This window comes from Vibrio chagasii (assembly GCF_024347355.1).
In the GTDB taxonomy this organism is placed as follows: Bacteria; Pseudomonadota; Gammaproteobacteria; order Enterobacterales; family Vibrionaceae; genus Vibrio; species Vibrio chagasii.
In genome coordinates, this window is record NZ_AP025465.1 from 2,794,951 (window position 1) to 2,820,329 (window position 25,379).

Genomic DNA, 25,379 nt, shown 5'->3' on the forward strand with positions numbered 1-25,379 from the left:
TAAATACCACTTACTTGTCAAAGTAAAAAAACTCGTTAATTTCGTTAAATTGGAAACCATTAATTCTATTCTCTGTACTTGTTTTCGCCCCTTTTAGCAGTACATCAAAGGAAAGTAGTACCCAATTTATGTTTAGATTTTATCGTAAGCAGAAGTTTAAGCGCCTTCAAAACACCCTAATGCTGGCATTTCTTGTCCTTAGTATTACTCCAGTGACACTTATCGCGATATTTTTCCTCCAATCGCACAGTCAGGATCTTCAGGAACAAAGTACTTCGCACCTTGTTTCTGTTCGTGATACTAAGCAACAACAGATTGTCGACTACCTACAGGCTCAAGAATCCCAAGTCATGGGCTTTGTTCGCTCAGAACTAGCCAATGCCAGTGGCGGACGCTTCTATGGCTTAATCAATGCCTTCCAACGCCTAGGCTTGGATATTGACGAAGCTCGCAACAATGCTCAGCAACGTTATATCCAAGGTTCTGGTGATCAGATCAAAACATCCATTCTTCCAGAATCAAGCAGCTATATTGGTAGTGAACGTTATCGCCTACTGCATAAGCGCTATCATAACGCCTATCTAGAGTTGCTTAAGCGCTCCGATTTTGACGATATTTTATTGGTTGATATCAACGGTAACGTTGCTTACTCCGTCTTCAAAAATGACGATTACGGCACTAACTTGCTGACTGGTAAGTACAAGGACTCAAACCTAGGTGTTACTTTCAAGCGCCTGGCTAAAGACGTCACAGACCGACGCAAGTCAAATGAAGATTACACACCAGTTATTGTCTCTGACTTTAAGGACGAGAACGGTAAACAGACGGCATGGTTAGGCGCACCTATCGTGCAGCAAGGTTACTTACACAGTTACGCGATGTTTAGGCTGCCAATCAACGGCATCACTAAGCTGATTGCCGATCTAAACAAGAGCTCAAACATTCAAACTTTGCTCGTTGGTAGTGACCACTTACCTCGTAGCCTCGCTCATTCGCAAGAATCTATAAATCTAAGCCTAGATGTAGTGGACAAAGCACTAGCAGGCGAAACCGCTGTTGGCACATTCGATAACACCCAGAATCAAGCCATCATTGCGGCCTATACACCTATTGAGCTTAAGTACGCCACTTGGGCTTTGGTCGTTGAGCTTCCAGAAAAAGAAGCCTTCGCACGTATTCACCAGCTAGAAAAGATCTTTGTTATCGTCATGCTCACCGCCATCATTCTAGTGGTGGTTGCATCGCACTATTTATCAAACTTCATCACCTCCCCGCTGCTTAAACTGACATGGGCAGCCGAGAAAGTCTCTGCCGGTGACCTTGATGAAACCATGATCAATACAGAGCGCAAAGACGAAATCGGTCGCTTGGCTGTCAGCTTTGAGCGAATGCAACGTTCAATTCGTGACAAGATGCAGCTGATCAAAAATCAAAATGATGAACTTGAGGACAACCTTAAGACCATTCAGAAACAAAATGATGAGTTGCAGCTCGCCAACAAACTCAAAGATGAATTCTTAGCAACCACCTCACACGAATTGAGAACACCACTGCATGGTATGGTTGGTATTGCTGAAGCATTGATATCGGGTGCGAATGGCCCTATTCCGGCGAACCAGAAATACCAGTTGGATATCATCATCAACAGTGGTCAGCGACTAGCAACCTTGGTTGATGATCTGCTTGATTATCACAAGATGCGTTACGGTAGCTTGGACATTAAGAAATCTGCGGTTGATCTGTCTGCTGCCACCAGCTTGGTGCTTGAGCTATCTCATCACCTGTTGGGCAATAAACCGATTCGTATTATTAACCAAGTGCCGAGTGATTTAGGGCTAGTATCGTCCGATCCTCAGCGCCTTGAGCAGGTGATGTATAACTTGGTCGGCAATGCCATCAAGTACACATCAGAAGGTAAAATCGTTATCTCTGCGAGCGTAATCGACGACAACATTCGTGTGCAAGTGGTCGATACTGGTCAAGGCATACCAGCAGAGTATCTTGAACATATCTTCGAACCCCTGATTCAAGCAGGCCAAGACGCCAGTAACTATCGCCAAGGTGCAGGCCTTGGCTTATCGATCAGTCGCCAGTTAATTGAATTAATGGGTGGTTCGCTATACGTAAGTAGCCAGCCAATGCTAGGTACTACGTTCAGTTTTACTCTGCCTCTGGCGACAGAAGAAGAACTTAAAAACTACAACGAATCAGGTAGCTACTCACACTTCAAAGCGCCTGACTTGATTGATAACACACAGCAAGAAAACAGCGTCATCAATGAGAACCCTGATGGTCCACTGCTGGTTATCGCGGATGATGAACCCGTTAACCTTCGTGTACTAGACAGCTTCTTGAAACTAGAAGGCTATCGAGTACGTACAGCCTGCGATGGCCCTGAAACCATCGAGTTGATTGAAAAAGAGAAGCCAGAACTATTGCTCCTCGATATCATGATGCCGGGCATGAGCGGCTATCAAGTGTGTGAAACACTGCGTAAGCAATATGACCATGCGCAACTACCGATCATAATGCTGACCGCGCTCAACCAAGCAGAAGACCGTGTACGCGGCTTCGAAGCTGGCGCTAATGACTATTTGTCTAAGCCATTCAACAAACAAGAGCTATCAGCTCGAATCACAGCACATCTATCAGCAAGTAAAGCTGAGCAGAGACGCCTTGAGAACGACCAACTACAACTAGAGCTCAAGCACAGAGCGATGGTTGAAGCTAACTTGCTAGAAACTCAAGGACGTTTACTCGAGCAGCTAGAATCTGCACCAGAGGCCATCATCTGCATTCGTGATGACCAACGTATTCGCTTTGCCAACGAAGCGGCAGCTAAACTCTTTAGGCGCGGACAAGAGCAACTTAAGCGCTCAATGGCCGACGAAATCATCGCGCCTAAATACCTGAGAGTGGAACAAGCACACTACTGTGGCGATATCGACATCTATATAGATGACACTCGTCAGCGCATACCGAGTGACATCCTCAAGTTACCTGAAGGCTCAGGGCTAGACACCATGTACATATTCAATGTTGGCGGTGGCGTTAACTCAAACCGTATCAATAACCTTGAGACGGCTGTTGAAGCGCTTTCTAGCTATGCCTTTGAAGGTGATAAGGACAAGCTTCAGCAGCTGAAAGAACTAGGCGGAGAGTTTACACGCTTAGCAGATAAAGCCACAGGAGAAGGTAAAAACAAGCAAGAGTTAATGCGTGAAGTCTTAGTCGACGCGATGAGCAACGCCATCCTATACTGGGAATCGGTTACCGGAGAAACCAAGTTTGCGTTCGCAGAGAAGAGTGGCTTATGGCGCGTTTATCTAGACAGAAGCACACTACAAACGCGAACGTTAGACAAATACCTACGTGTAGAAACGCTGCCTAAAACACCTCGCTGGCGAACAGTACTAAGCTCTATCGAGTTCATTCTCGAACACTGTAAAGAACAGACACCAGAGAGAACGCACATTGAGATGCTCAGAGACAAACTACAGAAGTTACTGACCAGTTAACCCTGAACTAACATCACTCTATTAGCCCACCTTACGTGGGCTTTTTTGTACGTATAATAGTCGTAAAAAGCACAATTAGAGCCGTTCACTCCCACTTCTTTTACAGCTTTAAACAAGAGAAATATCATGCTATTTCGACGTAATGAGTATCGGCATCAGCTACCGATTTTCGCTCTATTCTCCACCGATTCTAACCGTAACCTGACTATTTGTTGCAGTTTGAGAAGCGAGTCACAACAGAACGGCAGATTTAATTTTCTCGGAAAATTTAACGTGAAATTAGTAAGTGACCAAGATCTACAATTAGATTAAATTAGAAACAACCACCATATTTAAAAACACAAAATGTAAGTAACCACTCACACGCAATGTTCAACAACTAACTAGTTGCGAGTCACATCACCTTAACAATTACGGACGAAAAACCACCAGAGCGCCCTATTTTGACGTTAATGACGTGAGGTTATCTGTTTTTAACGTTTTTGACGGGAAACGAGTTTGATTAATTCATCGATAAGGTGTTTTCTTACTCCTGCCAAAGGCCTACAGGCCACTCTTACCACTTCTCAGAAACAGCGATGAATCTGGAGCAACGAAGAAGAAGAGGTAGGCCTTTAACCAGAGTGTGTATCTACTAACCAATTAGCGATAGATAACATTCAATCCATTAGTGAAATGAAAGCAAATAGTAAGGAACAGCTATGCTTGCCAATATAAAAAAAACAGCCCTAGCAACAGCAATTATTGCAACTGCTACAACAGGTTTTGCATCAGTAGCAACAGCTGCAGAACGCAGCGAACTGACTATTCACCCTAAGGAGTTCACTACCTTTGTACGTAACTTTAACCCGTATTTAGGCGCAACTCATTTACATACAACTTGGGATTTCCTCTACGAACCATTAGTTGTATTTAACGAAATGCACGGTAACACTCCAGTGTTCCGTCTCGCTGAAAACTTCAAAATGTCAGATGATCTGACGAGTGTTGTTTTCGACATTCGTAAGGCTGTTAAGTGGTCTGATGGAGAAACTTTTTCTGCTGATGATGTTGTTTTTTCTTTCAACCTTGTAAAAGAGAGACCAGAACTTGACCAATCTGGTATCAACTCTTGGGTAACTTCCGTAGAAAAACTTAACGACTATCAAGTTAAATTCACACTAGCAGAAGCCAACTCGAATGCGCCTTACGAGATTGCTAAAGTACCTGTAGTACCAAAGCACATCTGGAAAGACGTTAAAGATCCATCAACGTTTACCAATGAAAATCCGGTAGGTTCTGGTCCATTTACAGAAATTGATACATTTACTGCGCAACTATATATCCAGTGTGCAAACCCTAATTACTGGGATGCAGACAACCTAGATGTTGACTGTCTGCGTGTTCCACAAATTGCGAATAACGACCAATTCCTAGGTAAAATCGTAAACAGTGAAATGGACTGGACGTCTTCTTTCGTTCCAGATATCGACCGTACATACGCGGCAGCCAGCCCTAAACATCACTACTGGTACCCGCCAGCAGGTACACAAGCTTTCGTTGTAAACTTCAAGCATCCAGATGCTGCAAAGCATGAAGCGTTAAGCAACGTTGAATTTCGTCGTGCCTTCTCCATGGCGCTTGACCGTCAAACTATCATCGACATCGCATTCTACGGTGGCGGTACAGTGAACGACTTCGCATCCGGCCTTGGCTACGCATTCGAAGCTTGGTCTGATGAAAAGACTCACAACAAGTACAAAGGCTTTAATACTTACAACGCTGAAGGCGCGAAGAAGCTTCTTGCTGACGCAGGCTTCAAAGATGTAAACAACGATGGTTTTGTTGATACTCCATCTGGTAAGTCTTTCGAACTAATGATCCAGTCGCCAAACGGCTGGACTGACTTCAACAACACAGTTCAACTAGCGGTAGAGCAGCTAAACGAAGTGGGCATCAAAGCAAAAGCTCGTACGCCAGACTTCTCTGTATACAACCAAGCAATGCTGGAGGGTACATACGACGTAGCATACACAAACTACTTCCACGGTGCGGATCCATACACGTACTGGAACAGTGCTTACAACTCATCACTACAATCTGGTGACGGTATGCCTCGTTTTGCCATGCACTTCTACAAAAACGACAAACTAGATGGTCTTCTAAACAGCTTCTACAAAACAGCTGACAAGAACGAACAGCTAGACATTGCACACGGTATCCAGCAAATCATCGCTGCAGACCAAGTGACAATCCCTGTGATGTCTGGTGCTTACATGTACCAATACAACACAACTCGCTTCACTGGTTGGTGGAACGAAGAAAATCCAAAAGGCCGCCCACAAATTTGGGCTGGTATTCCAGAGCGTTTACTTCATGTACTGGACCTAAAACCAGTCAAATAAGTATTCGTTCAATCCTTGCGGCGTAATCTCTTACGCCGCTTATAAAAATCCCCAGACTCTCAATTGAAAGTATGGCGCTCGTCGTCAGGGGATTTTTCGTTCCAAATTTCGCTAGGAGCGACCTGAATCCAGAAACAGGGAAACAATCTGGGTGAGTAAGGTGTGAGTTATGGGTTATTTTTTAAGACGTTTGTCATTTTATTTTGTCGCGCTATTAGTTGCAGCGACGTTAAACTTTATTATTCCAAGAGCAATGCCTGGTGATCCAGTTACCATGATGTTTGCGAACGCTTCTGTGCAAGTTACTCCAGAACGTATTGCTGCAATGAAAGAGCTATTAGGTTTCGTTGATGGCGGCTTACTAGTTCAATACGCAGCGTACATGAAGAACATCCTTAGCTGGGAGCTTGGTACATCAATTCAATTCTACCCTCTTTCTGTAAATTCATTGTTGGGTGGGGCATTCGGCTGGTCGCTTTTCTTAGCAGGTACCGCTGTAATTCTTTCTTTCTCTATCGGTTCTATCCTAGGTATTTTCGCGGCGTGGAAACGTGGCAGCAAATACGATGCTTTTGTAACGCCAGGAATGCTGATTCTACAAGCCGTTCCTCAAGTCGTTATCGCGATGATTGCACTATTTACCTTTGCAATCGGCTTGAAGTGGTTCCCAACGGGTTACGCTTACACCGCTGGTACTGTGCCTGATTGGACAAGCTGGGCATTCATCAAAGATGTTGCTTACCACGCTTTCTTACCACTTTTCTGTGCTTCAGTTGTTCAAATTGGTGGCTTCCTAGTCAACATGCGTAACAACATGATCAACCTACTTGCTGAAGACTACATCACTATGGCGAAAGGCAAAGGCCTGAGCGAAAACCGAGTGGTATTCAACTACGCAGCACGTAACGCAATGCTACCGAGCGTGACCGCACTTTCTATGTCGCTAGGTATGGCAATCGGTGGTCAGCTAATTATCGAAATCATCTTCAACTACCCAGGTCTTGGCAGCGTACTTTTCAACGCAATCAACGCTCGAGACTACCAAGTACTGCAAGGTCAGCTACTTATCATGACGCTATTCATGCTGTTCTTTAACTTGGTGGCAGACATGCTTTACGTAGTTCTTGACCCTCGTCTTCGTAAGGGTGGTAAATAATCATGAAAGACTTTCTAAAACTCATTTGGCGTAACCCGATGGCCCTAACAGGCGTCATCATCCTAAGCATCTTTGTTCTTGGCGCTCTTGCAGCTCCATTGATCACCAAACATGCACCAGACAAGCGCACAGGTAACCCACACGAGTACCCTGGCTTTGTTGTTAAATCGGCACAAACTAACCCGAACGGCTGGGTGGCACAAAACCTTGCAGACGACCGTCGCACACTGATTATGTCTAAAAAAGCGGACCACGTATTAGGTACGACTCGTATGGGCCGTGATGTTTGGTCACAAGTGGTATACGGCGCACGCGTATCACTGGCAGTAGGCTTCGGTGCAGGTCTAACAGTATGTTTACTAGCAACAATTATCGGTGTTTCGGCAGGTTACTTCGGTGGTCGTGTCGATGACGTACTAACCGCTGCGATGAACATCATGCTGGTTATCCCCCAATACCCATTACTGTTCGTGGTAGCAGCTTTCATCGGTGAGGCAGGGCCACTCACAATAACCTTGGTTATCGGCTTTATGTCCTGGGCTTGGGGCGCCCGTGTTGTTCGCTCCCAAACTCTAGCACTGCGTGAAAAAGAGTTTGTTAAAGCAGCAGAAGTACTTGGTGAGTCTCCAATTCGCATCATCTTCGTTGAGATTCTGCCAAACCTTATCTCCATCGTAGGTGCAAGTTTCATCGGTTCAGTAATGTACGCAATCATGATGGAAGCAACAATCTCGTTCCTAGGTCTTGGTGACCCGAACACAATCAGCTGGGGCATCATGCTTTACAACGTTCAAACCTCTTCATCAATGCTGATTGGCGCTTGGTGGGAACTGTTAGCTCCTTGTATTGCACTGACAATGCTAGTTACAGGCCTTGCTCTGCTTAACTTCGCTGTCGATGAGATTGCTAACCCGCAACTGCGTTCTCACAAAGGTATGAAGCGTTGGAAGAAGCTTGCAGCTCAAGATAAACAAGAACGCGAACCAGAACTACCACCACAAAATGCACTTTGGAGCGGAGATAAATAATCATGTCTGAACCACTAATTTCTATCCGCAACTTATGCGTGGATTACATAACAGAGTCAGGCGATGTGCGTGCGTGTAACAACGTTAGCTTCGATATCGCGCCTGGTGAGGTATTTGGTCTAGCCGGTGAATCGGGTTGTGGTAAATCAACCGTTGCTTTCTCACTAATGCGTCTTCATAAGCCGCCAGCTTACATCAGTGGTGGTGAGGTTATCTTCAATGGTGAAAACATTCTTGAATACAGTGATGACCGTATGCAAGCGTTCCGTTGGAGTGAGATGTCGATGGTATTCCAGAGTGCGATGAACGCACTCAACCCAGTATTACCAATGGAAGAGCAGTTCTGTGACGTAATCATGCGTCACACGAACATGACTCGTGAGCAAGCTAAAAAGCGCGCTGAAGGCTTACTGGAAATCGTAGACATTCACCCGAGCCGTTTGAGTGATTACCCTCACCAATTCTCTGGTGGTATGCGTCAACGTCTAGTGATTGCTATCGCGTTGGCACTGAATCCAAAGCTGATCATCATGGATGAGCCAACAACAGCACTCGATGTGGTTGTACAACGCGAAATCCTACAAAAGATCTATGCACTAAAAGAAGAGTTTGGTTTCTCGATTCTGTTTATCACCCATGACTTATCGTTAATGGTCGAGTTCTCTGACCGCATCGGCATCATGTACTCGGGTGAGCTTATCGAGGTCGCTAACTCACAAGATATTCTAGAAAACCCTTACCACCCTTACACCAAAGGGCTGGGTAGTTCTTTCCCTCCACTAACAGGGCCAAAGACAAAACTAACCGGCATTCCAGGCAACCCTCTGAACTTATTAGAGATTCCTGAAGGATGTCGCTTCCAAGCTCGCTGTGACCGTGTACATGAAACCTGTACTAAGGTGCCAACCAAGCTGCGCTCTATCGAGCCGGGACACTTGTCGAACTGCCACCTGTACGGTGACCCAATAGTACAAAGGAAGCTATAGCTTGCACGCTGATTCAGCGTGAATAACGAACAAGGCGGCTCCGACCGCCAAAAAGCAAGCGAAGCGAATAAGGATTCTGGAGACAATTATGAGCAAAGATTTCGGTCAATTATTGGTAGAAGGTAAGAACGTTGTAAAAGACTTCCCAATAAGCAGTACCACCATTCAAACCCCAATGATGCGTGCGATTAACGACGTGTCATTCAAAATGTACAAAAGCCGCGGCCTAGCCGTCGTTGGTGAGTCTGGTTCAGGCAAATCAACCACAGCAAAAATGATCGCAAAAATGTACGCGCCTTCAGGCGGTACCATTGAGTACAAAGGCCGTGATATTCAAGATATCTCAAGCCGTAAAGATCTGATGCATTACCGTGAAGGTGTGCAAATGGTATGGCAAGACCCGTTTGGTTCTCTGAATCCAACCCATAACATCTTCCACCATATTGCTCGACCACTGTTGATCCACAAGAAGGTGACTTCTGGCAACAAGAGAGAGCTAGAAGAGCGTGTATACGATCTTTTAGAGCAAGTAGGCCTAATCCCACCAAAAGAGACAGCGAAAAAATATCCACACCAGCTGTCTGGTGGCCAACGTCAGCGTGTCAACCTTGCACGTAACATCGCGGTAGGTGCAGAAGTCGTTCTTGCCGATGAACCGACGTCAATGCTCGACGTTTCGATTCGTGCTGGTGTTCTGAACTTGATGGAAGAAATGAAGTTTGAGAAACAAATGTCTCTGCTTTACATCACCCACGATATCGCCACTGCGCGTTACATCGCTGAAGACCTGTCAGTAATGTATGTGGGTCACATGGTTGAGTGGGGGGATACCGATGACGTAATTGCTAACCCTCAGCACCCTTACACCCAACTATTGGTTTCAGCGGTTCCAGATCCAAAGAAATCAATCCATGACCAACTGGCCGGCAACAAAGGTGAAATTCCGCTTTGGACGCCAGCATCTGTAGGCTGTCCATTCGCTGGCCGTTGTACTCACGCGATGGACAAGTGTAAAGAGCAACTTCCTGGCGTGACTCAATTAGCAGAGAACCACTTCGTTCGTTGCTACCTACACGAAAGCTAAACATTAAGACTGAGTTAGGGTCTGCGGACCCTAACTACTTATATCCAAAACAATTCAGGTACCTAGCCACAAGAAACTAGGACCTTTGGAGAATATTGATGCTGTTATTGACCAACCATATTGGCTACGAATCTTCGGCTCCTAAGCAAGCTATTCTGCAGACAAAGAAAGCGCGTTTATCCAGTACCACTGCATTGCTCGTGTGTGCCGACAACCACATTACCGTGGGTAACTTCGACGTTGTAAAACAGGGTCGCGTAGCAAACTGGCATCAAGGGCAATTCTTCACGATCGATTTCAGCGCATTCACTGAGAGCGGACGTTACTACCTGCGCTTTGACAGCCTTCGCTCTGAAGTGTTCGAGATTGGTAACAACCTACTAATGAGCCACACTTTTTCTGATGTGCTTCACTACTTTAAGTCACAACGTTGTGGCGGCATTTTTGATAAGAAAGATCGTCAAGCCCAAATTCTTGGCACCGACCGATACGTTGATGTTCATGGTGGTTGGTACGACGCATCAGGCGATGTAAGCAAGTATTTTAGCCACTTGTCGTATGGCAATTACCTAAACCCACAACAGATTCCAATGGTAGTTTGGAACATGCTTAAAAGCGTGCGCTTAACCAGCAACAACCCAGACTTCCCTAAATTCTCTATGACACGACTAATGGAAGAAGCGCTATTCGGTGCCGATTTCTTAGTACGTATGCAAGACGCGGCTGGATACTTCTACATGACAGTATTCGATAAGTGGAGCAAAGATATCAACCAACGCGACATCTGCGCGTACTCCACTCAAGAAGGCCATAAATCAACAGATTTGCAAGCCGGCTACCGACAAGGTGCTGGTGTGGCTATTGCAGCACTTGCCGCAGCGTCTGAACTAGACATATCGGGTAGCTACTCAAGCCAAACCTATCTTGATACCGCGACCAAAGGTTACTGGCACCTAAAAGAATACAACTTACAGTACCTAAACGATGGTGAAGAGAACATCATCGATGAGTATTGCGCCCTACTCGCGGCCAATGAGCTTTACCGAGTAACACAAGACGAACAATACCTTTCAGAAGCAAGAACTTGGGCGACTCGTTTAATCTCTCGCCAACAGTCAGATGATTCATTTGAGCACTTCTGGTCAGCAAACTCTGATGGCTCTCGTCCATACTTTCATGCAGCTGAAGCTGGCCTTCCAGTAATTGCTTTGTGTGAGTACATCAACAATGAAACCGATACGGAGCTCAAAGAACAAGCTCGCATTGTTGTTGAACAAGCATGTCAGTTCGAAATCAACATCACCGATAAAGTCACTAACCCATTTGGCTACCCAAGACAGTATGTAAAAAATGTTGATGGTGATAAGCGCGATGCTTTCTTCGTCGCTCAGAAGAACGAAACCGGCTACTGGTGGCAAGGTGAAAACGCACGTCTTGGTTCCATTGCAACCATGGCTTACCTCGTTCAACCACATATTAAAGATCACGGCTTGCAAGAACGTTTAATCCAACTTTCACAGAACAGCCTCGACTGGATCTTGGGCCTTAACCCTTACCACATGTGCATGCTTGATGGTCACGGTCATAACAACCCTGACTACTTACCTCAGCTTGGCTTTTTCAATGCCAAAGGCGGTATCTGTAACGGCATTACCGCTGGCTTTGAAGATGATCAAGACATTGCGTTTAATCCACCAGCACAAAAAGATGACATGCTTCAAAACTGGCGCTGGGGCGAACAATGGATCCCTCACGGTGCTTGGTTCCTATTGGCAACCGCTGCGCAATTCAATTTCCTAGCACAGCGTAAGGAGCAATAATCATGACGCTTTACTACGTAGGTATTGATGGTGGCGGCACGTCTTGTCGTGCTCGTATTCGCGATGACCAAGGCACACTCATTGGTGAAGCGAAAAGCGGCAGCGCTAACATCCTTTTAGGTGTTGATGTTGCGATGAGCTCAATTATTGATGCGATTACTCAAGCAGCACAACAAGGGCAACTCGAATCAAGTCATTTTTCAAATATGCATGTCGGCCTTGCACTGGCTGGTGCTGAGCAAAAGTCAGCATGGTTCAACTTCATGGCTCAGCCACACCCTTTCGCCAGTATGACGCTCAACACCGACGCTTACGGTGCTTGCATTGGAGCTCACAATGGCCAAAACGGCGCCATTATGATAGGTGGAACAGGTTCATGCGGCATCTACCTACAAGATGGCGAGCAACATGTCGTTGGTGGCCGTGAGTTTCCAATTTCCGACCAAGGTGGCGGCGCGGTGATGGGTCTTCGCTTGATTCAACAAGTTCTGCTGGCAGAAGATGGCATTCGCAACAAGACAGCACTGACTCAACACGTGATGAACCACTTTGGCAATGATGTTGATGCCATCGTCGAATGGTCAAAAGGCGCTATTCCAAAAGACTATGGTCAATTCTCGCCAGTAATTTTTCAACTAGCTAACGAAGGCGATGAGCTCGCTATCGAGATGCTCAAGCAAACCGCCGCTGATATCGAAATGTTTGTACTAGCACTGCATCGCAAAGGCGCGGACAAGGTATGCCTGATGGGCAGTATCGCAGAGCGCATTCTCAACTGGTTATCACCACCAGTACAACAATGGATCGTTGAACCTCAATTTGATGCTATCGAAGGCGCATTGATGTTTGCCGGAAAACCACAACACAACTTGTATCAACAGGCTTAGCAGGGAAGTTATATGAATTATCGCATCGACTTAGCTGTTCTTTCTGAACAAAAAAACAACTGCCGATTTGGCCTTACGGTACACAACTTAAGTGATCTTGACGTAACTGATTGGTCACTCCATTTTGCATTTGACCGATTCATCCTTCCAGAGAGTCTGTCGCAAGGTGAATTAACTCAAGTAGGAAGCTTTTGTTCTTACCAGCCAAGTGCCAACGTGTTAAAGGCGAACAACCATTACTACCTTGAATTCAGTATTCAAAGCGCTCCATTCCGTTTCTATTCTGATGGTCTCAATGACGCCTTTATCCAAACACATCATCAAGGCGAAACCTCGGTACTACCAGTAGCAATATCACCAATAGTGCTGGCTTCACCATATCGTGAACGCAGCCAAATCCCAGAAGTGGATGCGGCACAGGTAGCACTGATCCCCCAACCGAATCAATTCGAGTTGAAACAAGGCGGCTTCGCACTGAACAAAGAGTGCAAAGTTGAAGTTCAGTCTCACCTTGCAGAGAAAGCCAGTGCTTGGCTACAACAAGAATTACTGACGACGTTTGAGCTAGCGGTTTCAACAGAACTATCACCAGAAGAAAACGGTGACATTCTACTGCGTAGTAATCCGACTTTAGATGAAGCCGAGCACAAGCTAACGATCACAACTCAGCAAGTGGTCGTAGAATCCGGCAGCCAATCAGGCTTTACGCATGCCGTCGCTAGCTTAATCCAATTGGTTCAACAACAAGATGCTGAACACTTCTCTGTGCCATGTTGCAAAATCGCCGATCAACCTCGTTTCAAATACCGAGGCATGATGTTGGACTGCGCACGTCACTTCCACTCTGTGGAGCAAGTGAAGCGTTTAATCAACCAACTGGCGCACTACAAATTCAACGTTTTTCATTGGCACCTAACCGATGATGAAGGTTGGAGAATCGAGATTAAGCGACTACCTCAACTCACTGAAATCGGTGCTTGGCGAGGCCCTGACTATGCATTGGAGCCGCAATATACCCATATTGCGGAAAACTACGGCGGCTTCTACACACAGCAACAGATTCGCGAAGTTATTGAATACGCAGAGCAACGTAGCATCACGGTGATCCCAGAGATCGATATCCCAGGACACTGCCGCGCCGCGATCAAATCACTGCCTGATATGTTGGTAGAGCAAGCGGACACCACTCAATATAAAAGCATTCAGCACTACAACGACAATGTACTAAACCCAGGTTTATCGGGGACTTATCAGTTCTTAGATATCGTTATTGAAGAAGTCGCTGAACTCTTCCCGAGTGAATTGATTCACATGGGTGCAGACGAAGTGCCACCTGGAGTGTGGACCAACAGCTCTGCTGCTCAAGCACTGATGAAAGAACATCAATACCAAGACAGCAAAGATCTACAAGGCCACCTGTTCCGCTATGCCGAGAACAAACTTAAGCAGCTAGGCAAACGCATGGTGGGCTGGGAAGAGGCACAACACGGCGACAAGGTGAGCAAAGAGACCATCATCTACTCGTGGCTCAGTGAAGAAGCCGCCGTGAACTGTGCTCGCCAAGGCTTTGATGTGGTTCTGCAACCCGCACAATTTACTTATCTCGACATGACCCAAGATTATTCCCCGGAAGAGCCGGGCGTAGATTGGGCTGCCGTTATCCCATTAGAACAAGCTTATACCTACGAAACGCTTGCTGAGATATCCGACACCGACCCAATTCGTAAGCGGATCCGCGGAATTCAGTGTGCTCTATGGTGTGAGATCGTCACCAACCAAAAGCGTATGGATTACATGGTATTCCCAAGAATTAGCGCTTTAGCTGAAGGATGTTGGACACACAAAAACAACCGAAACTGGCTTGATTACCTGTCTCGCCTAAAAGGTCACTTGCCGCTACTCGACAGACTCAATGTTGATTACCGCAACCCTTGGAAAGCTGAATAAAACAAAACCACAGCATGCTCATACCGAGTGATAGCTGACTCAAATTAAGGTGCTCAGTCCAACAAAACTCAGCATCACTATTTAAAAATTAGCTGCATAGATGCAGTTTGTTAAAAAGGAAATGACAATGAAATACGGCTATTTCGATAACGACAATCGCGAATACGTCATCACTCGCCCTGATGTACCAGCACCTTGGACCAACTACCTAGGTACTGAAAAGTTTTGTACTGTAATTTCGCACAATGCGGGCGGTTACTCGTTCTACAATTCTCCGGAATACAACCGTGTTACTAAATTCCGTCCAAACGGCACCTTTGACCGTCCAGGACACTATGTTTACCTGCGTGATGATGAGACTGGTGATTACTGGTCTATCTCTTGGCAGCCAGTGGCAAAGAGCCTAGATGAAGCGAACTACGAGGTTCGTCACGGCCTGTCATACTCAAAGTTCAAATGTGAATACAGCGGCATTACCGCAACCAAAACGCTATTCGTACCTAAAGGTGAAGATGCAGAAGTTTGGGACGTTGTGCTAAAGAACAACACTGATAAACCACGTACTATCAGCACATTCTCATTTGTAGAGTTCTCGTTCAGCCACATCCAATCAGACAACCAAAACCACCAGATGTCTCTGTACTCTGCGGGCACGTCTTACCAAGAAGGTGTGTTGGAATACGATCTGTACTACAACACTAACGACTTTGAAGGCTTCTACTACTTAGCGTCAACCTTCTCACCAGACAGCTACGACGGTCAACGTGACAACTTCCTTGGCATGTACCGCGATGAAGCTAACCCAATTGCGGTTGAAAACGGTAAGTGTTCGAACAGCGCTCAAACCTGTTACAACCACTGTGGTTCTCTGCATAAGCAATTTACCATTCAACCAGGTGAAGAAGTTCGCTTTGCTTACGTACTAGGTATCGGCAAAGGCAACGGTGAGCGCCTACGTGAAAAGTACCAAGACACTGCAAACGTAGATGCAGCGTTCCAAGGCATCAAGGATCACTGGGACGAGCGTTGCAACAAGTTCCAAGTTAAGTCTCCAAACGAAGGCTTAGACACCATGATCAACACCTGGACACTATACCAAGCCGAAACCTGTGTGGTTTGGTCACGCTTTGCTTCATTCATCGAAGTTGGTGGTCGTACTGGTCTGGGTTACCGTGATACGGCGCAAGATGCTATTTCAGTACCTCATGCCAACCCACAAATGACCAAGAAGCGAATTATCGACCTGCTTCGCGGCCAAATGAAAGCGGGCTACGGTCTACACTTGTTCGATCCAGACTGGTTCGATCCAGAGAAAGCCGACGTTGAGCCATCAAAATCACCAACGGTTGTTCCAACACCGTCAGATGACGACAAGATCCACGGCATTGAAGACACATGTTCTGATGATCACCTATGGATCGTTCCGACCATCATCAAATACGTAATGGAAACTGGCGAGCACGAGTTCTTTGACGAAGTGATTCCTTACGCAGACGGTGGTGAAGCAACAATTTACGAACACATGAAAGCGGCACTGAACTTCTCTGCAGAATACGTTGGTCAAACGGGGATCTGTAAAGGCCTACGTGCTGACTGGAATGACTGTTTGAACCTTGGTGGCGGTGAATCGTCAATGGTGTCATTCCTACACTTCTGGGCGCTACAAGAATTCTTAGACTTAGCTAAGTTCCGCAATAACGACGCTGATGTTGCGAAATACACAGAAATGGCAGCGAACGTTCGTGAAGCGTGTGAAACACACCTTTGGGATGATGAAGGCGGTTGGTACATTCGTGGTCTAACCAAAAATGGCGACAAGATCGGTACCGCTCAACAAGCTGAAGGTCGTGTACACCTTGAGTCAAATACACTAGCAGTTCTATCTGGTGCGGTTTCTCAGGAGCGCGGTGAGAAAGCGATGGATGCAGTCGACGAGAACCTATTCTCTGAATACGGCTTGCACCTAAACTCTCCATCGTTCGCGACACCAAACGATGATATCGGCTTCGTCACTCGCGTTTACCAAGGCGTAAAAGAGAATGGCGCTATCTTCTCTCACCCGAACCCATGGGCTTGGGTAGCAGAAGCGAAACTTGGCCGTGGTGACCGTGCGATGAAATTCTACGATGCACTTAACCCATACAACCAAAACGACATGATTGAAACACGTTACGCAGAACCGTACTCGTACGTGCAGTTCATCATGGGTAAAGACCACCAAGACCACGGTCGTGCAAACCACCCATGGTTAACCGGTACTTCTGGTTGGGCATACTTTGCGGTAACCAACTTCATTCTTGGTGTTCGCACAGGCTTTGAAGGCTTAACCGTAGATCCTTGTATCCCAACAGATTGGCCAGAGTTTGAAGTGACTCGTCAATGGCGTGGTGCGACATACAACATCACAGTACAGAACCCGAATGCAGTAAGCAAAGGGGTTGCCTCTATCACTATCAACGGTGAGTCAGTAGAAGGCGCAATCCCAGTTCAAGCAGAAGGCAGCGTGAACGATGTTGTCGTTGTTCTAGGCTAGTCACGCAACTTAACCAACCACTCTTGCCTCAAGCCTATTGGGTTTGAGGCAAAGAGACTAAAAGGATTTTCTAATGATTAAATTTGGTACAGGTGGCTGGCGCGCTTTCATTGGTGAAGAGTTCACCAGAGAGAACGTTCGCCTTGTCGCACAAGCGCTGGCAAACATCATCAACAATGAAGATGCAGCCAAAAATGGATTTGTGATCGGTTACGACCGTCGCTTCCTTTCCGATAAAGCTGCATGTTGGTTTGCTGAAGTTTTAGCCGCTAACAACATCAAAGTCAGCTTCATCGATAAGTTTGTTCCAACCCCTATCGTCATGTTCCAAGCGAAAGAGATGGGCTGCACCTACTCGGCATGTATTACCGCTTCTCACAACCCAGCGGATTACAACGGAATCAAGGTGTTTATTGAAGGTGGTCGCGATGCTGACGAGATCATCACAGAGAAGATAGAACAGCAAATCGCAACTCTAACCAACGAAGACGTTATCCGCGTCGACTTCGAACAAGCGTTGAATGACAAAGAGATCGAGATCATCAACCCAATGAACGACTTTGTTGATTCGATCATTAACTTCATCGATATCGAGTCAATCAAGAAAGCGAATCTGCGCGTACTGATTGACCCAATGTTTGGTGTAGCGAAGAACGCCCTACAAACGGTTCTGATCAATGGCCGTTGTGATGTCGACGTGATCAACGATGGTAAAAACCCAGATTTTGGTGGATTAATGCCATCACCAAGCGCAGCTACGCTCTATCGCTTGAAGCACTTAGTTGCAGCTGAAGGGTATGACATCGGTATTGGTACCGATGGCGATGCTGACCGCTTAGGTATTATCGATGAGAAAGGTAGCTTCATTCACCCAAACGAAGTGCTACTGCTGCTTTACTACTACTTGTTGGAATACAAAGGCTGGAAAGGATCGGTAGTTCGCAATATCGCAACCACTCATCTACTCGATAAAGTGGCGGCCGATCATGGTGAGAAGAGCTTTGAGGTTCCAGTAGGCTTTAAGCATATCAGCTCGCAAATGGAAGCCGACGACTCTCTGATTGGTGGTGAAAGTTCAGGTGGTTTAACCATTCGCGGCCACATCAAAGGTAAAGATGGTGTCTTCGCATCTAGCCTACTGGTTGAGATGATCAGTGTAACGGGCAAGAAATTGTCTGAATTACTTGATGAGATCTACTCGAAATATGGCTATGCCTACACCGCTGAAGGTGACTGCAAATTCAAACCTTCAGAAAAAGAAGCGCTCTACACCAAGATCTACGTAGAGAAGCAACTGCCTGAGTTTGAGTATGAGATTGAAAAAGTCAGCTATGAAGATGGTGCCAAGGTGTACTTTAAGAATGGCGGCTGGGTTATTGCTCGTTTCTCTGGAACAGAGCCTTTACTACGAATCTTCGCTGAAATGGAAGATAAAGAGACTGCAGAACGTGTTCTTCAAAAAGTGAAAGACTTCCTCTCTCTATAGGGCTTATAGAGTGCAGCAGTTTTGTATGGGACTTAACAAACCACTGCCTTGTTAAAGCCTATAGGTGAAGAACTCTTGCCCAGTACTTTGGTGAAAGTACTGGGCCTTTTTATAGCTGAGCCACTAAACCACCTAAAAAGCCAGTACGCCTTTAGTGTCTACTTTCACGGTCACTGGCATACCAACTTCTAACGCTTCCGACGAAGTCGCCAGTAGCTTTTGCCCATTGGCTTCAATCACATAGCGACAATGGTCACCCATGAATTGCTGCTCCAATACTGACAAGTTACTGTCTGTATCATGGCTCGCGACAATGTGCTGAGGTCGTAGTAACAGCGCACACTCAGAGCCAACATCAATCTCCGTTTGCGCTTTTGCTTCCACTAAGCCCAAGCTGGTTTCGAATTCATTATCTGAGATACGCTGAGCATTTAAGTAACTACCACCACCTAAGAAATCAGCCACAAACTTGCTTGATGGGTGGAAGTACAACTCAGATGCTGAGCCATATTGTTCAATCACACCATGGTTCATTACGGCCATTTTATCCGCAAAGGCAAACGCTTCTTCACGACTGTGAGTAACAAAAATAGCGGTTACGCCCTGCTTCTTAAAGATCTTGCGGATTTGAGAAATCAACTCATGACGAACTTGGGTATCAATGTTCGAGAACGGTTCATCAAGTAGCAATAAATCAGGCTTGTAAGCCAAAGAGCGAGCAATAGCGACACGTTGCTGTTGTCCACCAGACAACTGATGAGGATAGCGCTCACCATATTGATCAAGGTGAACCAGCTCTAGCATCTCTTTCACTTTTGCTTTCTTGTCTTGCTCAGACATATCACGCAGTCCAAATGCCACGTTCTGATTTACGGTAAGGTGCGGAAACAATGCATAATCTTGGAAGATCATGCCGATGTTACGTTGCTCTGGTGGTAGCCAATTCTTACCATCATCAATAGTCTGACAGTTAAGATTCATTACCCCATGGCTCAACGGAAGTAATCCAGCAATCGCCTTTAGTAAGGTTGTTTTACCACAGCCACTAGCGCCAAGTAGGCATACGATCTCGCCATGTTCAACTTCAAGAGAAAGTGACTCGAGAACCGTTTGAGACTCATACTTACAAGTCAGATCTTTAATAGATAATGCACAGCTCATTAGTTTTTTTGCTCCAAAGAACGGTTGACGATGATCAATGGGATTAGACCCACCAGTACAAGTAACACAGCAGGCATCGCAGCCAGCTCTAGATGCTCGTCTGAGGCATAGTTATAAACATAGGTAGCTAGAGTTTCAAAGTTAAACGGACGCAGCAATAGCGCTGCATTCAACTCTTTCATCGATTCGAGAAACACCAATAGTCCTGCAATCAAAGCACCACGCTTAATCAGAGGCAAATGCACTCGGCGTAACATCTGGTTGGTGTTACAACCCATGGTCTTTGAAGCCATATCCAAAGACGGCGACACTTTACTTAGGCTACTTTCCACACTGCCGATAGCAACCGCAGAAAAACGCACTACCATCGCAAAAATAAGCGCGAACATAGAGCCAGAGAAGATCAGCCCCGGACGTCCCCACTCCATCACTTTCGCAATATCATTAATTAAGTGGTCCATGAACAAAACCGGCACCATCACACCAATTGCCAACACGGTGCCGGGTACGGCATAACCCATAGAAGCAAGACGCGTGTATGCCTGACTTCTCTTGCCTGGGCTTACTCGCTGATTAAAGTTCACAATGAGAGCAATGATCACACCGATGATCGCAGCCACAATAGAAACATATAAGCTGTTAACCGCGTATTCTCTAAATTCTGGAGTCCAGCTTTGACCGAAGTATTTATAAGCATAAATAATTAACTGACCAAGCGGGAACAAAAATGCGACGCAGACTAGCCCCCAACACCAAAACATTGCTAGCCATTTTTTCCAACCAGACAGGTCATAACGAAAATCTTCACTACTACTGAATTGATTTTGAAATAGCTTCTGTTTACGGCGACTGTATCGCTCCGAGCTTAACAATAGAATCACGATAACCAACATGATTGCCGATATTTTCGCCGCCGCGGTCAAGCTTGAGTAGCCTAACCAGGTATCATAAACCGCCGTTGTTAAGGTGTTCACCGCAAAGTAGCTGACCGTGCCGAAGTCACCGATAGTTTCCATGGCAACAAGTGATAAACCGACAGCCATTGATGGGCGCACAAGCGGCAAAGAGATGCGGCGGAAGCTTTCCCAAGGTGAGCATTTCAATAATCTAGCGGATTGGAGTAGAGAGACGTTCTGCTCCATGAATGCAGCACGGCACAACAGGTATACATAAGGGTATAGAACAAGTGACAGAACAATAATTGCGCCAGACAAGGTTCTAATGTCCGGGAACCAATACTCCCCAGGCCCCCAGCCAGTTAGGTCGCGAAGCAGAATCTGCACAGGCCCGGCGAAGTCAAACCAATCGGTAAAGATGTATCCAACAATATAAGCTGGCATTGCGAGTGGCAAAACTAATGCCCACTGCAACACTTTCTCACCCGGCAAGCGACACATCGCCATGATCCAAGCTGAGGGGATACCAAATAGCAGCGACAAGAACATGGTTCCTATCACTAAAACGACAGTGTTATAAGCGTAAGTCGGCATCACTGTGGACATCAAATGAGAAAACAGCTCATTTGTTTCACCCACAGCGGTGGTGAATATCGCTAAGATCGGAAAAACCAGTAGTAAAGCTATCAAACCACTACTGGTGTTCCATAAATAATTCTTTTCTTTCATCGCCTAATTACAACGAGGCTTAATGAAACACAAATGCAGTTGCAAATACATCTCATGCCCTTTTAGTGGTGGGGGTTATTTATACCCATATACGGTAATGACTTCAAGGAGCTGTGCTAATAACTCTCAAGATCAAACGAGAGCTTTGTTTCAAAAAGTGACTTAACTAAAAACAAAACAACCTCAAGTACCCAAAACGGCAACTTGAGGTTGTTAAATCTAATATTGGCCGAAGCCTATATTAATAATTACAGGTCGAATTTAACTTCGTCTAGAAGCTTGATTGCAGCTTCGTGGTGATCTGCAATTTGGTCTAGAGAGATAGTATCTGCTTTGAATTCTCCCCAAGAAGCTACTAGCTCAGAAGGTTTAACATCAGCTTTAACTGGGTATTCGTAGTTTACTTCTGCGTACATACCTTGTGCTGTGTTACCAGATAGGAATTCCATTAGCTTAACTGCGTTCTCTTTGTTTGGAGAGTACTTAGCCATTGCCATACCAGAGATGTTTACGTGAGTGCCTGTCGTCTCTTGGTTAGGGAAGTTAATGTAAACAGCGTCAGCCCAAGCTTTTTGCTCTTTATCGTTAACCATCTTACCTAGGTAGTAGCTGTTACCAAGAGAAACGTCACATAGACCTTCTTTGATAGCTTTAACTTGTGCACGGTCGTTACCTTGAGGCTTACGAGCTAGGTTTGCTTTTACGCCTTCTAACCACTCTTTAGTTTCCGCTTCACCTTTGTGAGCAATCATAGAAGATACTAGAGAAACGTTGTATGGGTGCTTACCGCTACGAGTACAGATTTTACCTTTGAATTCAGGCTTCGCTAGATCAGCGTAAGTGAAGTCTTCACCTAGACGGCCAACGCGGTCACGTGAAGAGTAAACGCTACGAGTACGTGTTGTTAGAGCAAACCACTCGTTGTCTGTATCTTGGTATTGAGCCGGGATGTTCTTTTCTAGAACGTCGCTGTTTACCGCTTGAACTAAGCCTTTTTCAGTTAGCTCAGATAGACGGCTGATATCAACTGTTAATACCACGTCTGCAGGGCTGTATTCACCCTCTTGAGCTAGCTTTTCTGCCAAACCTTTCTTAGCAAACTTAACATTTACCTCAATACCCGTCTCCTTTGTGAACTCATCGAACATTGGCTCAACAAGGAAAGGTTGGCGGTAAGAGTATACGTTTACTTCTTCTGCAGCCATTGCTGCTGGTGCGATAGTGCTGCACGCAAGAGCTGAAAGAGTTAGCAGTTTTTTCATGGTAAAATCCTTTATATCGAAATGATAATCTATATCAGTTGCGTTATTATATTCATCAATAACACAATTACAATGATATCCGACAAAAAAATTGTTCGCTCTGCGCCATCAGCCTCGCACTTTTGTAACAATCTATTTCAAAGTGACCGCTTATTCTTGCGAAGAGTTGCCGGCTAGCTCGGTTTATCTAAATCAATCAAAACGACTCGACCATTAATAACAAAACCCCACAACCAATGGCTATGGGGTTTTCTTTGTCCTGCCTAACCCGTTCAGGTTAGACAAATGCTATTGATTATTTTACTGATACAAACTCTGGGTAAGCACCAACACCACAATCGTGCATGTCCATACCTTCTAGCTCTTCGTCTTCACTTACACGGATACCGATTGTTGCTTTAAGTACAGCCCATACCGCCAGGCTCGCACCGAATACCCAAGCAAAGATTACTGCTGCACCGAATAGTTGAGCACCGAATGTAGCGTCTGCATTGCTTAGTGGCACAGCCATTAGACCGAAGAAACCACACACACCGTGCACTGAGATTGCACCTACTGGATCATCAATCTTAGCTTTATCTAGAGCGATGATGCTGAATACAACCAATGCGCCAGATACCGAACCAATTGCTACTGCAAATAGAGGTGATGGTGATAGAGGGTCTGCAGTGATTGCTACTAGGCCAGCCAACGCACCGTTAAGAATCATGGTTAGGTCCGCTTTACCCCAGGTTGTCTTACATACTAGTAGTGCTGCGATTGCACCCGCTGCTGCTGCTGCGTTGGTGTTAAGGAAGATTTGACCCACTGCTGTTGCGTTCTCAAAATCTGAAACCATCAGTTGAGAGCCGCCGTTGAAACCGAACCAACCAAACCAAAGGATGAACGTACCTAATGTAGCAAGTGGCATGTTTGAACCAGGAATTGGGTAGATTTCACCATTTTTACCGTATTTACCTTTACGAGCACCAAGTAATAGAACACCCGCTAACGCTGCTGCTGCACCCGCCATGTGTACGATACCTGAGCCTGCAAAATCACTGAAGCCTGCTTCTGATAGGAAACCACCACCCCAAGTCCAGTAACCTTCCATTGGGTAAATAAATGCAGTTAGTACTACAGAGAAGATTAGGAATGACCAAAGCTTCATACGTTCAGCTACTGCACCTGATACCACAGACATTGCGGTTGCAACGAATACTACCTGGAAGAAGAAGTCTGATTCTAAAGAGTGGTCTGCGCCTTCACCTTGAGTACCAATCAGACTACCGAATGATGGTAACCAACCGCCTTCGCCGTTATCGACATACATAATGTTGTAACCAACGACTAAGAACGCAGTACATGCAATCGCGTACAAGCAGATATTCTTAGTTAAAATCTCTGTGGTGTTCTTTGAACGAACTAGGCCAGCTTCTAACATTGCGAAGCCTGCTGCCATCCACATTACCAACGCACCTGAAATGAGGAAGAAAAAAGTGTCTAGTGCGTAACGTAGTTCCGTTACTGTTGTTGTAAGTTCCATATTAAAGTCTCCAGTCCTTGTAATTCTTTAAAGTGCTTCTGCATCCATTTCACCAGTACGGATTCGTACAGCTTGGCTTAGGTCATACACAAAAATCTTACCGTCACCGATTTTGCCTGTGTGTGCTGCTTGGCTGATCGCTTCAACAACTCGGTCAACGTTTTCAGCTTGAGTAGCAATCTCTAGCTTCACCTTTGGAAGGAAGTCGACTTGGTATTCCGCACCACGATATAATTCAGTGTGTCCTTTCTGACGACCAAAGCCTTTCACTTCAGAGACCGTCATACCTTCAATACCCACATCAGACAGCGCTTCACGTACGTCATCTAATTTGAATGGCTTAACAATGGCATTTATTAGTTTCATATTCGTTCCTTAAATTCTTCACTAATTCCGTTAATTCTCTTATTACAATCCAAGTTGTGTGCCAAAAAGTTAACTTGTTGATTTTTAATAATATGAAGATAATTAAGCACTAATAAAAAAAAAGGCCGCACCAATTTGGTGCGACCTTTTCACTATCTTAATGCGTAACTCTATTATTGCTCCAGTTTTGGGCAACGGAGTCTTAAGCACTGTTATAACAACGGCTAGTACCCTAGAAACTCAACCCAGCGCTCGATTAGCAACTCGAAGTCGTCAATTCCACAGCTTGCTTGGCTCTCGCAGTTGTAAAAGTCGAACTCACTGCCCTCTTCCATTTCTTGCTCATGACCTAACACGTTTTCTTGAATCGTTACTTCATCTTCATTGATCGCTAGACTGATCTCTTTACCAAGTAACGTCACTTCGTTGCTCAGATCCTGTCGTGATTGCTCGATAAGCGCCATCACATGATCTAATTTCTGCTTATCTTTACCGATCTCTTCTTGTAACCAGCGGCCAACGATTTCATGTCCCATGCTGCATTTCACGTAGTACTCACCCATCAGAGTGTTTCTTGTAAATTCGAATTCCATAGTGGCTCCACGCAGTAA

The 25,379-nt window shown here is 45.6% G+C and carries 17 protein-coding genes; 11 read left to right on the forward strand and 6 right to left on the reverse strand.

Going from position 1 to position 25,379, the window contains the following annotated elements; genetic code table 11:
- The first annotated feature begins 128 nt into the window (after window positions 1-128).
- The 11 genes from OCV52_RS12765 to OCV52_RS12815 all read left to right on the forward strand — a co-directional run bounded on the left by OCV52_RS12765 (window position 129) and on the right by OCV52_RS12815 (window position 18,829).
- Window positions 129-3,518 carry a response regulator gene (locus OCV52_RS12765; protein ID WP_137407255.1) on the forward strand — a complete coding sequence of 1,130 codons (3,390 nt, stop codon included), beginning with the start codon at window positions 129-131 and terminating at the stop codon, window positions 3,516-3,518.
- Window positions 3,519-4,219: 701 nt separating this feature from the next.
- Window positions 4,220-5,902, forward strand: coding sequence for an ABC transporter substrate-binding protein (locus OCV52_RS12770; RefSeq protein ID WP_137407254.1), 1,683 nt, complete (start codon window positions 4,220-4,222; stop codon window positions 5,900-5,902).
- 169 nt (window positions 5,903-6,071) lie between these two features.
- Window positions 6,072-7,058 carry an ABC transporter permease gene (locus OCV52_RS12775; protein ID WP_004738220.1) on the forward strand — a complete coding sequence of 329 codons (987 nt, stop codon included), beginning with the start codon at window positions 6,072-6,074 and terminating at the stop codon, window positions 7,056-7,058.
- A 2-nt stretch (window positions 7,059-7,060) separates the two neighbouring features.
- A complete protein-coding gene (locus tag OCV52_RS12780; RefSeq protein ID WP_105025504.1) occupies window positions 7,061-8,086 on the forward strand; it encodes an ABC transporter permease in 1,026 nt (341 codons plus the stop codon).
- 2 nt (window positions 8,087-8,088) lie between these two features.
- A complete protein-coding gene (locus tag OCV52_RS12785) occupies window positions 8,089-9,072 on the forward strand; it encodes an ABC transporter ATP-binding protein (RefSeq protein WP_008222182.1) in 984 nt (327 codons plus the stop codon).
- Between the two features lie 88 nt (window positions 9,073-9,160).
- Window positions 9,161-10,156, forward strand: a complete 996-nt coding sequence (locus OCV52_RS12790) for an ABC transporter ATP-binding protein (RefSeq protein ID WP_008222184.1) — start codon at window positions 9,161-9,163, stop codon at window positions 10,154-10,156.
- A gap of 98 nt (window positions 10,157-10,254) precedes the next feature.
- Window positions 10,255-11,976, forward strand: a complete 1,722-nt coding sequence (locus OCV52_RS12795; protein WP_137407253.1) for a glycoside hydrolase family 9 protein — start codon at window positions 10,255-10,257, stop codon at window positions 11,974-11,976.
- 2 nt (window positions 11,977-11,978) lie between these two features.
- A complete protein-coding gene (locus tag OCV52_RS12800) occupies window positions 11,979-12,863 on the forward strand; it encodes an N-acetylglucosamine kinase (RefSeq protein ID WP_137407252.1) in 885 nt (294 codons plus the stop codon).
- Window positions 12,864-12,875: 12 nt separating this feature from the next.
- Window positions 12,876-14,810, forward strand: coding sequence for a beta-N-acetylhexosaminidase (locus OCV52_RS12805; protein WP_137407251.1), 1,935 nt, complete (start codon window positions 12,876-12,878; stop codon window positions 14,808-14,810).
- Between the two features lie 127 nt (window positions 14,811-14,937).
- A complete protein-coding gene (locus tag OCV52_RS12810) occupies window positions 14,938-17,343 on the forward strand; it encodes a GH36-type glycosyl hydrolase domain-containing protein (protein ID WP_137407250.1) in 2,406 nt (801 codons plus the stop codon).
- Window positions 17,344-17,416: 73 nt separating this feature from the next.
- The gene (locus OCV52_RS12815; protein WP_061032491.1) at window positions 17,417-18,829 is read left to right on the forward strand and encodes a phosphoglucomutase/phosphomannomutase family protein; all 1,413 of its coding nucleotides are present in this window, start codon (window positions 17,417-17,419) and stop codon (window positions 18,827-18,829) included.
- A 132-nt stretch (window positions 18,830-18,961) separates the two neighbouring features.
- On the opposite strand, the gene OCV52_RS12820 is transcribed toward OCV52_RS12815, so the two are convergent.
- From OCV52_RS12820 to OCV52_RS12845, 6 genes are all read right to left on the reverse strand, one after another.
- On the reverse strand, window positions 18,962-19,990 hold the full coding sequence (locus OCV52_RS12820) for an ABC transporter ATP-binding protein (protein WP_061032490.1): 1,029 nt from the start codon (window positions 19,988-19,990) through the stop codon (window positions 18,962-18,964).
- Window positions 19,990-21,615 carry an ABC transporter permease gene (locus tag OCV52_RS12825; RefSeq protein ID WP_137407249.1) on the reverse strand — a complete coding sequence of 542 codons (1,626 nt, stop codon included), beginning with the start codon at window positions 21,613-21,615 and terminating at the stop codon, window positions 19,990-19,992. Before OCV52_RS12825 ends, OCV52_RS12820 begins: the two co-directional genes overlap by 1 nt.
- 248 nt (window positions 21,616-21,863) lie before the next feature.
- Window positions 21,864-22,877, reverse strand: coding sequence for a Fe(3+) ABC transporter substrate-binding protein (locus tag OCV52_RS12830; RefSeq protein WP_102426158.1), 1,014 nt, complete (start codon window positions 22,875-22,877; stop codon window positions 21,864-21,866).
- 295 nt (window positions 22,878-23,172) lie between these two features.
- Entirely contained in the window at window positions 23,173-24,402 is a 1,230-nt protein-coding gene (locus OCV52_RS12835; RefSeq protein WP_137407248.1) for an ammonium transporter, read from the reverse strand.
- 27 nt (window positions 24,403-24,429) lie between these two features.
- Window positions 24,430-24,768, reverse strand: a complete 339-nt coding sequence (gene glnK / locus OCV52_RS12840) for a P-II family nitrogen regulator (RefSeq protein WP_004738200.1) — start codon at window positions 24,766-24,768, stop codon at window positions 24,430-24,432.
- A 224-nt stretch (window positions 24,769-24,992) separates the two neighbouring features.
- Window positions 24,993-25,361, reverse strand: coding sequence for a YacL family protein (locus OCV52_RS12845; protein WP_061032487.1), 369 nt, complete (start codon window positions 25,359-25,361; stop codon window positions 24,993-24,995).
- Between the last annotated feature and the right edge of the window lie 18 nt (window positions 25,362-25,379).